The organism is Curtobacterium sp. SP.BCo (assembly GCF_051903265.1).
Classification (GTDB): Bacteria; Actinomycetota; Actinomycetes; order Actinomycetales; family Microbacteriaceae; genus Curtobacterium.
The window spans coordinates 3,391,438-3,405,855 of record NZ_CP194337.1 but is presented as its reverse complement, the minus strand read 5'-3'; the positions used below and the strand labels follow the sequence as shown (position 1 = coordinate 3,405,855).

Below are 14,418 nucleotides of genomic sequence, written 5' to 3'. Positions count from 1 at the left end.
AGCCGGAAGATGGTCGTCGGCGGCGATGTGGGGGAGTACCCGCGGTTCGTAGCGTTGCCGCATGATCGAGATCCAGAACCTGACGAAGCGCTACGGAGAGAAGACCGCCGTCGACGATGTGTCCTTCACCGTCCGGCCGGGTGTCGTCACCGGCTTCCTCGGCCCGAACGGTGCCGGCAAGTCGACGACCATGCGTGCGGTGATTGGCCTGGACAGCCCGACGTCCGGCAGCGCCGTGGTCGACGGCCGCCCCTACCGTGAGCTCCGCGACCCGCTCCGACGCGTCGGCGCGCTCCTCGAGGCGAAGGCCGTGCACAAGGGCCGCAGTGCGCACGACCACCTGCGTGCCCTGGCCGCGACGCACCGCATCCCGAAGGCCCGGGTCGACGAGGTGATCGGCATGACCGGTCTCGAGCACGTCGCGAAGCAGCGCGTCGGCGGGTTCTCCCTCGGCATGGGGCAGCGGCTCGGCATCGCGGCGGCACTGCTCGGCGACCCGCAGACCCTGATCCTCGACGAGCCGGTCAACGGGCTGGACCCGGAGGGCGTCGTGTGGGTGCGGCAGCTCGCCCGGAGCCTGGCGGCGGAGGGTCGTGCCGTCTTCATCTCCAGCCACCTGATGAGCGAGATGGCGCTGACCGCCGACCGCATCGTCGTGATGGGCCGCGGACGGGTGCTCGCCGACACGGACATCGCGGACTTGGTCGCCTCGGCCACCGAGCGGTCCGTGTCGGTCCGCACGCCGGAGCCCGACCGCCTGATGACCGCGATCGCCGGGCCCGACGTCGCGATCACGTACGACGACGACGGTGCCCTGCGGGTGCGGGGGATCGGCGCCGAGCAGATCGGCGAGGCAGCGGCCGCCTCGGGTATCGTCCTGCACCGGCTCGCGTCGACCGAGGCGAGCCTCGAACAGGCCTACCTCGAACTCACGCACGACGAGGTCGAGTACCGCTCGGAGGTGGCCCGGTGAGCGCAACGATGACGGCCGAACGGCCCCGGACCCTGCACCAGCACGATGCGGCGCGCATCCGGTTCGGCGGCGTGCTGCACTCGGAGTGGATCAAGCTCCGGTCGCTCCGCTCGACGGTCTGGAGCCTCCTGCTCATGATCGTCCTGCCGGTCGGCATCGGGGTGCTGCTCGCCTCGCTGGCGGACACCGGCGGCCAGACGGTCACCGGGGACGCCGCCCGGAACGCCCTCGTGCAGTACAGCACCAGCGGCGCGACCATCTCGGTGCTCGTCGTCGCGGTGATCGGCGCGCTCGTCGTCACCGGAGAGTACGGCACCGGGATGATCCGCTCCACGTTCGCGGCGGTGCCCCGGCGGTGGGAGGCGCTCGCCGCGAAGGGCATCGTGCTCGCAGCGACGGTGTTCGTCACGAGCGCGGTCAGCGTCTGGGCGACGGCGTTCGTGACGCTGCCGATCGCGAACGCGAACCACGTCGAGGCGTCCCTCGACGGCGGGGTGGCGATGCCGCTGCTCGGTGCGTCGGTCTACCTGACGCTCATCGGGCTGCTCGCGTTCGCCGTGGGCATCGTTCTCCGCTCGACCGCCGGGGCGATCGCCGGTGTGCTCGGCCTCATGCTCGTGGCGCCGGTGGTCGTGCAGCTCGTCCAGGGCTTCACCGACGCGAAGTGGCTCGGCACGGTGAACAACCTCCTGCCGCAGAACGCCGGGCAGCCGCTGATGCAGTTCGGTACCGAGGACACCTCGGGCTGGCACGACGGCGTCCTAGCCTTGGGGGGATGGAGCGGATTCGCGGTGCTGACGGCCTGGGTGGTCGTGGCGACGGCGACGGCACTCGTCCTGGCCCAGAAGCGGGACGCGTGACCCGACCCGCAGTCGTCCCCGGTGCCGTCCGTGACGGTGCCGGGGACGTCACGCTGCCCGTCCCGCCCGGGCCGGTCCGTCGGCTGTGGGCCGCGCACCCGCGGGTCGCGGACGCCCTGCTGATCCTGTTCTGGGGTGGACCCGAGGTGGCCTTCGCGATCGCCGGGGTGTGGCGCGCGGACGGATCGCTCACGAACACCGTGATCGTGCTGGTCCTGGTGGGCGTCGCGGTGTCGGGCATCCCGTTCCGCCGCACCCGGCCGCAGGTCACCGTGGTCGCCGGCCTGGTGTCGGTCGTCGCGTCGGCGTGGACCGAGGCGGGGTACTCGCCGATGCTCTTCGCAGCGTTCGCCGCGTGCGTCTGGTGGTCCCGGGCGGCCGGGTGGTGGAGCATCGCCGTGGCGTCCGTCCTCGGCGCGGCGGCGACCGCGGTCCGGGTGTGGGTCGTCGCCCCGGGGTCCGGGGGCCTCGGCGAGGTCTTCGCGCCGGCGTTGCCCGCGTTCCTGGTCATCGCCGTCCTGGTCGGGACCACCACGGGGGACCGTCGCAGGTACACCGAGGCGCTGATCGACCGCGCGCACCAGCTGGCGCGGGAGCGGGACCAGCAGGCGCAGCTGGCCGCCGCGGCCGAACGCGCCCGGATCGCCCGGGAGATGCACGACATCGTGTCGCACTCGGTGACGGTGATGGTCCGGCTCGCCGAGGGCGCCGCTGCCGCCCTCCCGCCGTCTGCTCCGTCCGCCGACGCCATGCACGGGGTCGCCGAGGTCGGTCGCAGCGCGATGACGGACATGCGGCGCATGCTCGGGGTGCTGAACGAAGCCGACGCCGGGGCCGGACCGACCACCGAGGCGCCCCGAGCTCCCCAACCCGCCGTCCGTGACCTCCCGCAGCTCGTCGACGGCTTCCGAGCGCTCGGCACCCCCGTGACGCTCGAGCTGGTCGGTGCCCCGCCGGACGACGACGCCCTCCAGCTCGCCGTCTACCGGATCGTGCAGGAATCGCTGACCAACGCGGTCCGCTACGCCCCCGACGCGCGCACCGTCGTCGCGGTCGTGACGGCCACCACCGACCGTGTCGTCGTCGAGGTCGGCGACGACGGACGGCGTCCCGCCCCCACGGCGCCGATCGGTGCCGGCCGCGGTCTGGTCGGCATCCGCGAGCGGGTGCACGCCCTCGGCGGTGTCGTGGACGCCGGACCCCGCCCGGTCGGCGGTTGGCTCGTCCGGGCATCGATCCCCATCAGGACGGAGACCGCATGATCCGCGTCGCGATCGTCGACGACCAGCAGCTCATCCGGACCGGGTTCCGGCTGTTGCTCGACGCGCAGCCCGACATCGAGGTGGTCGGGGAAGCCGAGGACGGCGCCGCCGGCGTGCAGCTGGCCCGGGCGCACCGCCCCGACGTCGTGCTCATGGACGTCCGGATGCCGCGCGTCGACGGGGTCACCGCGACGGCCGCGATCGTGGAGCAGGTGCCCGAGACCCGCGTGCTCGTCCTCACCACGTTCGACCTGGACGAGTACGCGTTCGGCGGGCTCCGCGCGGGGGCAAGCGGCTTCCTGCTCAAGGACATCAGCTCGGTGCAGCTGCTCGATGCGGTCCGCGCGGTCGCGTCGGGCGAGGCGGTGGTCTCGCCGCGCGTGACGCAGCGGATGCTGGAGCTGTTCGGTGGTCGGCTGCCCGACCCGGCCGACGGTGACGACGCCGCCGCGGTGCTGACGCCCCGGGAACGGGACGTGCTGCTCGCGATCGCCGAGGGCCTGTCGAACCAGGAGATCGCGGCGACGCTGCACACGAGCGAGTCGACAGTGAAGACGCACGTCGGCCGGGTCCTCGCGAAGCTCGGCCTGCGGGACCGGGTGCACGCGGTGATCTTCGCGTACGAGCACGGGCTCGTCACCGGGGGCCGCTGACGCGACCGGCGTCGGCCGGGAGGCGCGTGGCGGCGCCGCCACGCGCCTCCCGGCCCCCGGTCGGTAACGATTCGTACCGCCTCGGGGGTTTCCCAGTGGACGTGCCGGACTTGTCCGGAGAAGTCGCGGCACCCGTCCGAGGACGGCTGGGACGCTCCGGGCATGACGTTCAGACGTGCAGGGGGAGCCGTGTTCGGCTTCGTGGGTGGCAGTGTGCTCGCCGGGTTGTTGGTCGGGGTCGGGGTGACACCGGTGCTCGCGGTGGCCGGGGTTGGGACGTCCTCGGCGATCGGGGTGTTCGACTCGATGCCCGAGTACATCGAGATCGGTGACCTACCGCAACGCAACGAGATCTGGGCGTACCGCGGCGGCAAGCCCGTGCACCTGGCGAACGTGTGGGACCAGAACCGGCAGGAGCTCGCGTTCGAGCAGATCAGCGACCAGCTCGAGCACGCCGCGGTGGACGGCGAGGACAAGCGCTTCTACGAGACCGGCGGCGTCGACGCGACGAGCATGGTCCGATCGCTCGCGAGCGTCGTGCTGTCGAAGGGCGAGGGCGGTTCCGGCGGTTCGACGTTGACGATGCAGCTCGTGCGGAACATCAAGATCCAGCAGGCGAGCGAACTCCCGACCGAGGCCGAGCGCGACGCCGCGTACAAGGAGGCCACGAAGCGGTCGGCGAACCGGAAGCTCGCCGAGATGAAGCTCGCGATCGGGTTGGCGAAGGAGTACTCGAAGCGCGAGATCCTCACGGCGTACCTGAACATCGCCTACTTCGGCGACCAGACGTACGGCGTGCAGGCCGCTGCGCAGCACTACTACGGCAAGGACGCCACCGACCTGAGCCCGGCCGAGGCGGCATCCCTGATCGCGATCGTCCAGTGGCCCGAGCGCCGGGACCTCTCGACGCCGGCGCACCACGACGACAACGTCGCCCGTCGCGACGTCATCCTCCGTTCGATGCACGAGCAGGGGCACCTCACCCGGTCCGAGTTGACCGAGGCCCTCGCGTCGAAGCCCGCCGACTACGTCCGGATCACCCCGCCGCAGCAGGGGTGCGAGGCGGTGGTCCGCGGCGCCGAGTTCTTCTGCGACCACGCCGTGCGGGTCGCGAAGGAACTCCCGCAGCTCGGCCCGACCGAGGACCGCCGTGCCGATGCCTGGCGGAAGGGCGGGTACCGGATCCAGACGACGCTCGACCTCGACCTGAACGGTCAGCAGAAGGACCTGCTCGACCGGTACGACCCGAACACCGAGTCCCGGTTCGCCCTCGGCGCGACGCTCGACACGGTCGAGGCCGGCACGGGCCGGGTGCTGACGATGGCGCAGAACACGGACTACGACCGTTCCGAGCGGGCACCGGCCACCGCGACCTCGCTGAACTACGCCACCGACCGTGCGTACGGCGGGTCGAGCGGGTTCCAGGTCGGCTCGACGTACAAGATGTTCACCCTGCTCGCGTGGCTCGCCGCCGGCAGGAGCCCGGATGCCGTGGTGAACGGGACGCGGCACGCGCAGAGCACCTGGACGCAGTGCGGCGAGACGATCACCGCGTTCTGGAACCCGAAGAACGACTCACCGAGCCAGACCGGCCCGTACACGGTGCGCGCGGCGACGGCGCAGTCGGTGAACGCCGCCTACGCCTCGATGGCGGCGCAGCTCGACCTGTGCGACATCCGCGACGTCGCGGAGCGCCTCGGGGTGCACCCGGCCCGCGGCGGCGATCTCCCCGCCAACCCGGCGGCGGTGCTCGGCACGACGAGCATCGCCCCGCTGACGATGGCGGCCGCCTACGCCGGCATCGCGAACGGCGGGGTGTACTGCGCGCCGGTCGTCGTCGACCAGGTCACCGGTCCGGACGGCGAACAGCTCGGCGGCCAGCCGAAGGCCTGCCGGCAGGCCGTGTCGTCGACCGTGGCGACGACGGCGTTCGAGGTCATGCAGGGCGCGTTCCGCGGCGGCACGGCGAGCGGCGGCCAGACGCCGGACGGCGCAACCCTCTTCGGCAAGACCGGCACCACCGACGCCGCGGACCAGATCTGGCTCGTCGGCGGGACGGAGCGCGCGGTGACGGCCTACTGGCAGGGCAACACCGACGGTGGCACGTCGAGCCTGCGGAACTCCTCGAACGCGGAGGGCACGTACGCCGGCACCCGCGCGGCGGTCTGGCGGCAGGCGCAGACGGGGGTGAACGCGGCGCTGCCGGTCGGCTGACGCTCTCGTCGTGACCAGACGACGGACGGGAGGGACGGTGCCAGCTGGCACCGTCCCTCCCGTCCGTTCGTCGGTTGCGTCTACGACAGCTGCTTGCTGTCCTCGAGCCAGCCCGTCAGCTGCTGCATGTAGTCGGCCTGCGACGCGTAGTCGAGCGCCGGGAACGTCCAGCTGTGCACCTGGCCGGCCCGCAGCGCGGCGTTGTCGGCGAACGTCGGCTGCTTCTCGAGGTCGGCGACCTGGTAGCCCTGCTGGGAGAGCAGGATCACGTCGCCGGTGATCTGCCCGGCGTTCTCCCACGAGTAGATGCCCCAGTAGAAGCCCTTCGGCTTCGGGTTCACCAGGTCGACGCCGAACGAGGAGTACATCTGCAGGGTCGGCTCGTCGCTCGGGCGGGTGACGTACGCACCGTCACCGTCGGCGTACATCGACACGACGGAGAGCTGCTTCTCCTTCGTGACCTGCTCGAGGTCGTCGCGGGCGGCGTCGAAGCGCTTCTCGGCCGTCGCGACCGTGGACTCCTTCGCGCCGAGCGACTCGGCGAGGTCCGCGATCGTCGTGATGACGTCCTCGCCCTTGCCGCCCCACTCGACCTGCGCGACGGGGGCGATCGCCTGGATCTGCTTCTGCTGCTCGAGGTCCTTGAAGCCGTACCCGGGCTGCGTGTCGTCGAGGGTGCCCTGCTCGTCCTTCGGGTAGACCGACGTGACCACGAGGTCGGGCTTGAGCGCTGCGAGCTGCTCGAGGTCGATGTCGCCGTAGGCTTCGCCGAGCTGCGTGATGCCGTCGGTGTCGAGACCCTTGAAGCGGGCGTCCTTCGCCATCGTCAGCTGGCCGAACGTGCCGACCGGCTTCAGGCCGTACTCGATGAACGAGATCGCGATGTCGTTCAGCACGACGACGCGCTTCGGGGTGTGGTCGACCTTGACGGTGGTGCCGGTGGCGTCCTTGTACGACCAGGGGCCGGACGCGGCGGTGCTGTCGCTGCCGGCTCCCGAGCCGTTCGCGGTGTTCGCACCGTTCGCGCCGGAGCAGCCGGCGAGGAGGAGGGCCGTGACGGCCACGGAGGTCACGAGGGCGGCACGGAGGGTGCCGCGGCGGATGATCTTCACGTTAGGTGAGCCTAACCTAAGTTGGCGACGGCTGCCAGTTCGGGTTCACGACGAGTGTCGTGTTCGTCGGCCTCGGGCACGATCATCGGGGCACCGGTCACCGGGTCGGCGAGCACCCGGGCGTGCAGGCCGAACGCGCGGAGCAGGAGCTCCGGCGTCAGCACCTCGGCGGGGGCCCCGTCGGCCGCGACCCCGCCGTCGTGCAGCACCACGAGCCGGTCCGAGTAGCGCGCCGCGAGCGACAGGTCGTGCAGGACCATCACGACGGTGGATCCCTGCTCGCGGTTCAGCCGACGCACGAGCCGCAGGACCTCGAGCTGGTGGGCGAGGTCGAGGTACGTCGTCGGCTCGTCGAGGAGCAGGGTCTCCGCCTGCTGGGCGACCACGAGCGCGATCCACGCGCGCTGGCGCTGCCCACCCGACAGGCTCGCGACGTCCCGGTGCGCGACCTCGGTCAGCCCGGTGGCGGCGATGGCCTGCTCGGCGACGTCGGCGTCGTCCGCCGTCCACGGCTTCGCCCACGACTGGTGCGGGTTGCGGCCGCGCATCACCAGGTCGAGCACGCTCGTCCCGGCCGGTGCCACGGGCGACTGCGGCAGGATCGCGAGCTTCCGGGCGACCGCACGGTTCGGCTCATTGCGGATCGGGGCGCCGTCGAGGTGGACCTCGCCGGCCTGGGGCTTCAGCACGCGACCGAAGGCCTTCAGGAGCGTGGACTTGCCGCACCCGTTCGCGCCGAGGAACGTCGTCACGGTGCCGCGCTCGATGCGGAGGTCCAGGTCGGTCAGGACCGCGTGCTTGTCGTAGCCGACGGACAGGCCGCGGGCCTCCAGGACGGGGGTGTCGGTCATCGGGACATCTCCTTGCGGTGACGGATGAGGAGCCAGATCAGGTAGGGGGCGCCGATCACGGTCGTGATGATGCCCACCGGCACCTGCCACGGGAACGCTGCGCGCGCGAGCAGGTCGGCGGCGAGCACCAGCACCGCGCCGAGCGCCCCGGCCAACAGCAGCGGTGGCCGGTTCGTCCCGGCCAGCCGGAGCCCGATCTGCGGCACCACGAACGCGACGAAGCCGACCGGGCCGGCGGCGGCCACGGCTGCGGCGGTGAGCACGACCGCGAGCGCGATGACGATCAGTCGGTGACGCTGCACGGCCAGGCCGACACCCGTCGCGACCTCGTCGCCGAGCTGCCCGATGCCGAGCGCAGCACTCGTGGCGAGCGCCAGGGGGACCGCGATCGCCGCGACGAGCAGCAGGGGCCAGACGCTCGACCACGACGTGCTCGACAGGCTGCCGACGAGCCACTGCGACGCCGCGGCTGCCGCCGTGATCTTCGCGCGGACGAGCAGGTAGCTCGTGACGGCGTCCAGGGTGGCGCTCACACCGATGCCGACCAGCACGAGTCGGTAGCTCTGCACCCCGCCGCGCCAGCCCAGGCCGTACACGGCGATCGCGGCGACGAGCGCACCGATGGTCGCGGCGACGGGGATGCCGCCGCCGAGCACGAGCGACGAGACCGAGTAGGTGCCGCCGCCGAGGACGATCGCGGCCACGGCGCCGACGCTCGCGCCCGAGGTCACGCCGATGATGTCCGGCGTGCCGAGCGGGTTGCGCGTGAAGGTCTGGGTCAGGGCACCGGCGACCCCGAGGGTGAGGCCGACGAGGGCGCCGGTGAGCACCCGGGGGAGCCGGAGGGTCTCGACGATGAAGGCGTCCGGACCGGTCTCCAGGCCGAGCAGGGAGCGGATGACCGTCACCGGGGCGATCCACGTCGACCCGATCGCGACACCGAGCACCACGAGCAGTCCGACGGCGCCGAGCGCGGCGACCGTGTACCAGAACACCCGGGGGCGCCAGGCGAGGCCGACCGGGCCCACGACGACGCCGCGGCGGCCGGCGGGCGTGGCGGGCTCGACGACGGCGGCTGCCCGTGCCGTGGCGTCGGTCCGTGTCACGGCGTCCGTCCGCGCGGTGTCCGCGGTCACAGTGACACCAGCGATCGACGACGGGCGACCGCGACGAACACCGGGCCGCCGATGACGGCCAGCACGATGCCCACCTCGACCTCGGAGAACCCGCCGATCAGTCGGCCGACGACGTCGGCGAGCAGCACGAGCGCCGCACCGACCAGCGCCGACACCGGCAGGGTCCAGCGGTGCCCGGTGCCGACCAGCGCGCGGGCGACGTGCGGGACGGTGAGCCCGACGAAGCCGATCGGGCCGGCGGCCGCGGTGGCTCCGGCGGCGAGGAGCGTGATGCCGCCCAACCCGACGAGCCGCGCGACGAGCACGTTCTCCCCGAGCCCCTTCGCGAGCTCGGTGCCGAGCCCCAGTGCGTCGAGCGCCCGCACGTTGAGGACGGCGAGCACGAGGCCGGCCACCAGGAACGGCCACACCGCGCCGAGCACGTCGAGCTGCCGGGCGGCCAACGACCCGACCACCCAGAGCCGGTACGCGTCGAGGGAGTCCTGGTCGGTGAGCACCACGAACGAGGTCAGTGCGCCGAGCAGTGCCGACACCGCCGCACCGGCGAGGGCGAGCGGCACGGGGCTGGCCGTGCCGCTGCCGGCGATCGTCACCGAGAACACGACGACGCTCGCGACGAGGGCTCCGACGAGCGCGAACCACACCGTGGCGCCGGTGCCGGTCACACCGAAGACGTACACGCCGATCACGACCGCGAGTCCGGCGCCCGACGAGACACCGAACAGGCCGGGGTCTGCGAGCGGGTTGCGGGTGTGGCCCTGCATGAGGAGTCCGGCGACGCCGAGTGCCGCGCCGACCACCGCGCCGATGAGGGTGCGGGGGATCCGGGAGCCCCAGACGATGGCCTCGTCGGTGCTGCTGCCGGTGCGCGTGAGGCCGTCGAGGACGCGGTCGACGCCGATCCGGTTGCTGCCGAGGAGCATGCTCGCGACCGCGACGGCGACGAGCACCACGACGAGGCCGACGATCACGCCGACGCGGCGCCGGACGGCTGCGCGGTGGACGCCGAGGGCGTCTGCCGGGTCGACGGCACGGGCATCCGGAACCGAAGCCAGGGCGGGGATGGGGGCTGGCACGGAGATCATCTTAGGTTAGCCTTGCCTCATGGCGAAGACCCCGCGGCTCCTGCCCCAGAATCCCCGGCTCTTCCGCGCCCGTGTCGTGCGGACCGAGCGCCTGACCCCGTCGATGCACCGCGTCACGGTGACCGGCGACGACCTGGAGGAGTTCGGCTACCTCGGCTTCGACCACTGGTTCCGCCTGTTCGTCCAACGCCCGGACCAGGACGCCTTCCGGATGCCGGAACTCGACGGCACGAAGTGGTGGCCGACCTTCCTCGCCATCCCCGAGGACGTGCGCCCGCACTGCGCGAACTACACCGTGGCCGCGTTCCGGGCCGAATCCCGCGAACTGGACGTCGACTTCGTCGTGCACACCGGCGCCGACGGCGAGCCCGAGGGTCGCGCAGCGATCTGGGCCTGCACCGCACGCCCCGGCGACGAGCTCGCGATGCTCGACCAGGGCTGCATCTTCGACGTGCCCGAGGACACCTCCGAGGTGGTCATCGCCGCCGAGGAGACCGGCCTGCCCGGCGTCGTCGGCATCGCGGCCTCGCTGCCGCGGGACACCGTCGGCCGCATCATCCAGGAGGTCCCCACCGCCGGCGACGTCCGCCCGCTCGACGCCCCGGCCGGGGTCACCGTCACCTGGATCGTCCGCGCGGACACCGCGCACACCGTGCCGGGTCGGGCGGCGCTCGCCGAACTCCAGCGACACGTGCCGAGTGACGACCGCGGCTACGCGTTCGTCGTGGGGGAGTCGACGCTCGCCACCGAGGGACGTCGCCACCTGCACCGGGCCGGCCTGCCGAAGTCCCGCATCACCTTCTCCGGTTTCTGGAAGCACGAGGCGCGCGAGTCCGTCCCGGCCTGACCACACGACGAGACGGGAGGCACGGTGCCAGCTGGCACCGTGCCTCCCGTCCGTTCCGTGGTGGCGTCAGCCCTTGAGGCCGGACCCGGTCACGCCCTCGACGATCTGCCGCTGGAAGACCAGGTAGAGGATGATCAGCGGCAGCGCCGCCAGGATCGCCCCGGCCTGGATGTCCGCGTAGCGCTGCCCGAAGCTGCCCTGGACCGTGGCGAGCCCGACCGGGATCGTCATGAGGTCCGGGTTCGACAGCACGAACAGCGGCAGGAGCAGGTTGTTCCAGACCCCGACGAACGTCAGGATCGTCACCGCTGCGATCACCGGCCGCGACAGCGGCAGGATGACCGACCAGTAGACCTTCCAGATGTTCGCGCCGTCGATGCGCGCGGCCTCCTCGAGTTCCCGGGGGATGCCGTCGAAGAACTGCTTGAAGATGAACACCGCGATCACGGCGGGCACCTGCGGGAAGATGACCGACCAGTAGGTGTTCAGCAGGCCGACGGAGTTGAGCTCCTGGAAGATCGGGATGATCAGCACCTGCGTCGGGATCATGATCCCGAGGATGATGAGCAGGAACGCGATGTTCCGCCCGCGGAAGACGAGCCGCGACAGCGCGAACGCCGCCATCGACGCGAACAGCACCGTCAGGAGCGCGGTGACCACGCTGGTGATCCCGCTGGCGAGGTACCAGTTCCAGATGTCGCCGGCCTGGAACAGCGCCGCGTAGGAGTGCAGCGTCGGGTTCCAGTTCGACAGGATCGCGTTCGCGCCGAGGGCCGCGACGCCGTTGTCGGACAGCGACGTCTTCAGCGCGAACAGGCTCGGGATGAGCCAGATGATCGCGAACACCGTGAGGATGATCGCGGCCGTGATGTTGAACCCCTTGCCCGAGACGCCGATCTTCGCGGCGTTCGCGGGCGCCGCGGCGGAGACGCCGGAGCGGAGCCGGGGGCGGTCGGTGGTGATGCTCTCGGTGGCGGTCATGTCAGGCCCCGATCTCTCGCTTGGCGGCAGCGCGCTCGACGAGCTGCCGGATGACCGCGATCGCGACGATCACGATGAACAGGAGCACCGATGCGGCCGAGGCGGCACCGAGTCGGTTGTCGGTGAAGCCGACGCCCGTGATGAGCTGCAGCGACACCTGGGTGGAGATGCCCGGTCCGCCGTTCGTCATCAGGTAGACCTGGTCGAAGATCTTCAGGCTGGCGATGATCTGCAGCAGGATGACGAGCGTCGTCGTGCGGCCGAGCAGCGGCAGCGTGATCGACTTGATCTGCTGCCAGCTCGACGCACCGTCGACGGCGGCGGCTTCGTACAGTTCGCGCGGGATCTCCTGGAGCCCGGCGAGGTAGAGCACGAAGTTGAACCCGAGGGTCCACCAGACCGTGGCGATGGCGACGCCGATCATCGCGGTGTTCGGGCTCGCCAGCACACCGGCACCCGGCGTGATGCCGATCGCCTGCTGGACGGACGCGAACAGACCGGTCGCCGGGGTGAAGATGAACACCCAGATGAGGGAGATCGTCGCCGACGGCAGGATGAACGGCAGGAAGAACGCCAGTCGGAAGAACCACTGGCCGCGGTTCATCCGGTTCGTCAGCACGGCGAACAGGAACGCCAGGATGACGAGCGGCGGCGTCGTGTAGAGCGTGAACTGCAGGGTGTGCCAGAGCGACGACCAGAAGTCGGCGCGGCCGAGCATCTCGGCGTAGTTCGCGAACCCGGCGAAGCTGCCGAGCCCGGTGCGGACGGTCGAGGTGTTGAAGAAGCTCGACACGATCATCCAGACCGTGGGGCCGAGCAGGAAGGCCAGGTAGAACAGGCCGAACGGGGCGAGGAAGAGCCATCCGCTGCGGCCCTGGCCGCGGGTGAGGCTCGTCCGGTAGGTGCCGGTTCGTCGGGGAGCGGTGGTCGCCTCCGTGGGACGGGTGAGGACTGGTGCTGCAGTCACGTCATCGTGCCTTTCGCGCGGTGTTCACGGTGGGAGCGTGCCCGGTCACAGCGGGCTCGGGGTGTTGAGGTAGGTCGCGAGCTGGTCCTTGATCGCCGACATGGCCTGCGCGGGGGAGCTGCTGCCCTGCTGGACGAGGGCGAGCTGGGCGCCGACGGTGTTCTCGAACGTCGATCCGGAGCCGCCGTACCAGGCCGGGTCGTCGAACACCGCGCTCTCGGCGGCCGAGGCGTAGTTCGACTGCGGCATGAGCTTCTTGTACGCGGTGCTGTCGTACGTCGGCAGGTACGCCGGGACGTGTCCGCCCTGCGCCCAGGTGAGGCTCTGCTCGAGCATCTGCTTGATGAAGAGCATGTGCGCCTTGCGCTGCTCCGGCGTGCGGTCCTTCCGCGGCAGGATGAACGTGTGCGAGTCCGCCTGGGTCGCCGGCTTGTCGAAGAGCTGCGGGATCGGCGCCATGCCGAACTTCAGGCCCTTGATCGACTGCGCCGTGCTGATCTCCCACTCGCCCTGCATGAAGAATCCGGCCTTGCCGGTGAACATCAGCGTCTGCGCCGTGGCGTAGTCGAGGCCCTTGTTCAGCCAGCCGTTCTTGACCCACTTCTGGGTCATGTCGGTGACCTTCGTGTAGGCGTCCTCGTTCACGGTCAGCTTCGAGCCGCCGTCGCTGATGAAGGGCGTCGCGCCGTTGATCTGGTTGTACATGGTCCAGAAGAAGCGCCACGGGGTCGCGACCTCGCTGACGTTGGCGACGTTGAGGGCCGTGCCGCCGGTGACCTTCGCGACCGCGGCCAGCGCGCTCTCGAAGGCGTCCAGCCCGCTCAGGTCCTTGAGCGTGCCGTCGCTGTCGATCAGGCCCGCCTTCTGGCACACATCAACGTTGTAGAAGAGGACGAACGGGTGGGTGTCGAGCGGGACGCAGATGTTCTTCCCGTCGGTCTTCTGCGCCGTCCAGGCCTTCTGGTTGAAGTCGCTGGCGCTGAGGCCGACGCTCGCCAGGTCGTCGCTCGTGATGGGGTCGAGCAGGTCACCGTCCCAGAGCGGCTTCGCACGGGTCAGGTGGGCGATCGCGACGTCCGGCGGCTTGTTCCCGACGGTGGCCAGTGTGACCTTGGAGTAGTACGGGTTGCCCCACGCGAAGGTGGTCGCCTGCAGCGAGGACGAGCCGCCGTGCTGCTTGGCGTAGCCGGCCTCCATGTCCTGCATGCGGACGCCGTCACCGCCGCCGAACAGGTTCCAGAAGACCAGGGTCTCCGGGTTGAGTGGCGCACCGGCGATGCCGGCGGCGAGGGGGCTGGAGCAGGCCGCGAGCGGCAGCACCGTGGCGGCGGCCGCTCCCGCGGCGAGGAGGCTCCTCCGCGTGAAGGCGCCACCTCGTGGGTGCGAAGTGGGTACGGGGATTCGGTTCGGCATGGCATCACTCCATCGGGACGGGCCGAGTCGGAGCAGGGTCGGTGCTCCGGGCGGGGCATCGCTG

General features: G+C 71.2%; 13 protein-coding genes. 6 read left to right on the top strand and 7 right to left on the bottom strand.

Annotated features, from left to right (window positions below):
- Positions 1 to 61: 61 nt before the first annotated feature.
- The 5 genes from ACRQ4B_RS16090 (at position 62) to ACRQ4B_RS16070 (ending at position 5,962) form a co-directional block, all read left to right on the top strand.
- Positions 62 to 973, top strand: a complete 912-nt coding sequence (locus tag ACRQ4B_RS16090) for an ABC transporter ATP-binding protein (protein ID WP_439692398.1) — start codon at positions 62 to 64, stop codon at positions 971 to 973.
- Positions 970 to 1,833: an ABC transporter permease subunit gene (locus tag ACRQ4B_RS16085; protein ID WP_439692397.1), complete on the top strand. Its 864-nt coding sequence runs from the start codon at positions 970 to 972 to the stop codon at positions 1,831 to 1,833. The genes ACRQ4B_RS16090 and ACRQ4B_RS16085 overlap by 4 nt, the downstream gene beginning before the upstream one ends.
- Positions 1,830 to 3,095: a sensor histidine kinase gene (locus ACRQ4B_RS16080; protein ID WP_439692396.1), complete on the top strand. Its 1,266-nt coding sequence runs from the start codon at positions 1,830 to 1,832 to the stop codon at positions 3,093 to 3,095. The genes ACRQ4B_RS16085 and ACRQ4B_RS16080 overlap by 4 nt, the downstream gene beginning before the upstream one ends.
- Positions 3,092 to 3,748, top strand: a complete 657-nt coding sequence (locus ACRQ4B_RS16075; RefSeq protein ID WP_439692395.1) for a response regulator — start codon at positions 3,092 to 3,094, stop codon at positions 3,746 to 3,748. Before ACRQ4B_RS16080 ends, ACRQ4B_RS16075 begins: the two co-directional genes overlap by 4 nt.
- Positions 3,749 to 3,910: 162 nt before the next feature.
- Positions 3,911 to 5,962 (top strand): transglycosylase domain-containing protein, encoded by a 2,052-nt coding sequence (locus ACRQ4B_RS16070; protein ID WP_439692394.1) that lies wholly within the window; start codon positions 3,911 to 3,913, stop codon positions 5,960 to 5,962.
- A gap of 80 nt (positions 5,963 to 6,042) precedes the next feature.
- Here ACRQ4B_RS16070 and ACRQ4B_RS16065 read toward each other — a convergent pair whose 3' ends face one another.
- The 4 genes from ACRQ4B_RS16065 to ACRQ4B_RS16050 are packed head-to-tail and all read right to left on the bottom strand — an operon-like array spanning position 6,043 to position 10,137.
- A complete protein-coding gene (locus ACRQ4B_RS16065) occupies positions 6,043 to 7,074 on the bottom strand; it encodes an ABC transporter substrate-binding protein (protein ID WP_439692393.1) in 1,032 nt (343 codons plus the stop codon).
- 11 nt (positions 7,075 to 7,085) lie between these two features.
- Complete coding sequence (locus tag ACRQ4B_RS16060) at positions 7,086 to 7,925, bottom strand: ABC transporter ATP-binding protein (protein ID WP_439692392.1); 840 nt, start codon at positions 7,923 to 7,925, stop codon at positions 7,086 to 7,088.
- Positions 7,922 to 9,031: a FecCD family ABC transporter permease gene (locus tag ACRQ4B_RS16055; protein WP_439692391.1), complete on the bottom strand. Its 1,110-nt coding sequence runs from the start codon at positions 9,029 to 9,031 to the stop codon at positions 7,922 to 7,924. Before ACRQ4B_RS16055 ends, ACRQ4B_RS16060 begins: the two co-directional genes overlap by 4 nt.
- 26 nt (positions 9,032 to 9,057) lie before the next feature.
- Positions 9,058 to 10,137 (bottom strand): FecCD family ABC transporter permease, encoded by a 1,080-nt coding sequence (locus ACRQ4B_RS16050; RefSeq protein ID WP_439692390.1) that lies wholly within the window; start codon positions 10,135 to 10,137, stop codon positions 9,058 to 9,060.
- Positions 10,138 to 10,165: 28 nt separating this feature from the next.
- Here ACRQ4B_RS16050 and ACRQ4B_RS16045 point away from each other — a divergent pair, with 28 nt between their 5' ends.
- A complete protein-coding gene (locus tag ACRQ4B_RS16045; protein WP_439692389.1) occupies positions 10,166 to 10,993 on the top strand; it encodes a siderophore-interacting protein in 828 nt (275 codons plus the stop codon).
- 66 nt (positions 10,994 to 11,059) lie between these two features.
- Here ACRQ4B_RS16045 and ACRQ4B_RS16040 read toward each other — a convergent pair whose 3' ends face one another.
- Genes ACRQ4B_RS16040 through ACRQ4B_RS16030 form a run of 3 tightly spaced genes read right to left on the bottom strand, consistent with a single transcriptional unit; the run spans position 11,060 to position 14,354 of the window.
- On the bottom strand, positions 11,060 to 11,974 hold the full coding sequence (locus ACRQ4B_RS16040; RefSeq protein ID WP_439692388.1) for a carbohydrate ABC transporter permease: 915 nt from the start codon (positions 11,972 to 11,974) through the stop codon (positions 11,060 to 11,062).
- Position 11,975: 1 nt separating this feature from the next.
- Positions 11,976 to 12,941, bottom strand: coding sequence for a carbohydrate ABC transporter permease (locus ACRQ4B_RS16035; protein ID WP_439692387.1), 966 nt, complete (start codon positions 12,939 to 12,941; stop codon positions 11,976 to 11,978).
- 45 nt (positions 12,942 to 12,986) lie between these two features.
- Positions 12,987 to 14,354, bottom strand: a complete 1,368-nt coding sequence (locus ACRQ4B_RS16030) for an extracellular solute-binding protein (RefSeq protein ID WP_439692386.1) — start codon at positions 14,352 to 14,354, stop codon at positions 12,987 to 12,989.
- Positions 14,355 to 14,418: the final 64 nt, after the last annotated feature.

What these genes read in the sequence shown, in the direction of transcription:
- ACRQ4B_RS16090 (WP_439692398.1), top strand. Translation starts at nt 62, where the DNA reads ATGATCGAGATCCAGAACCTGACGAAGCGCTACGGAGAGAAGACCGCC.
- ACRQ4B_RS16075 (WP_439692395.1), top strand. Translation starts at nt 3,092, where the DNA reads ATGATCCGCGTCGCGATCGTCGACGACCAGCAGCTCATCCGGACCGGG.
- ACRQ4B_RS16070 (WP_439692394.1), top strand. Translation starts at nt 3,911, where the DNA reads ATGACGTTCAGACGTGCAGGGGGAGCCGTGTTCGGCTTCGTGGGTGGC.
- ACRQ4B_RS16060 (WP_439692392.1), bottom strand. Translation starts at nt 7,925, where the DNA reads ATGACCGACACCCCCGTCCTGGAGGCCCGCGGCCTGTCCGTCGGCTAC.
- ACRQ4B_RS16045 (WP_439692389.1), top strand. Translation starts at nt 10,166, where the DNA reads ATGGCGAAGACCCCGCGGCTCCTGCCCCAGAATCCCCGGCTCTTCCGC.
- ACRQ4B_RS16040 (WP_439692388.1), bottom strand. Translation starts at nt 11,974, where the DNA reads ATGACCGCCACCGAGAGCATCACCACCGACCGCCCCCGGCTCCGCTCC.
- ACRQ4B_RS16030 (WP_439692386.1), bottom strand. Translation starts at nt 14,354, where the DNA reads ATGCCGAACCGAATCCCCGTACCCACTTCGCACCCACGAGGTGGCGCC.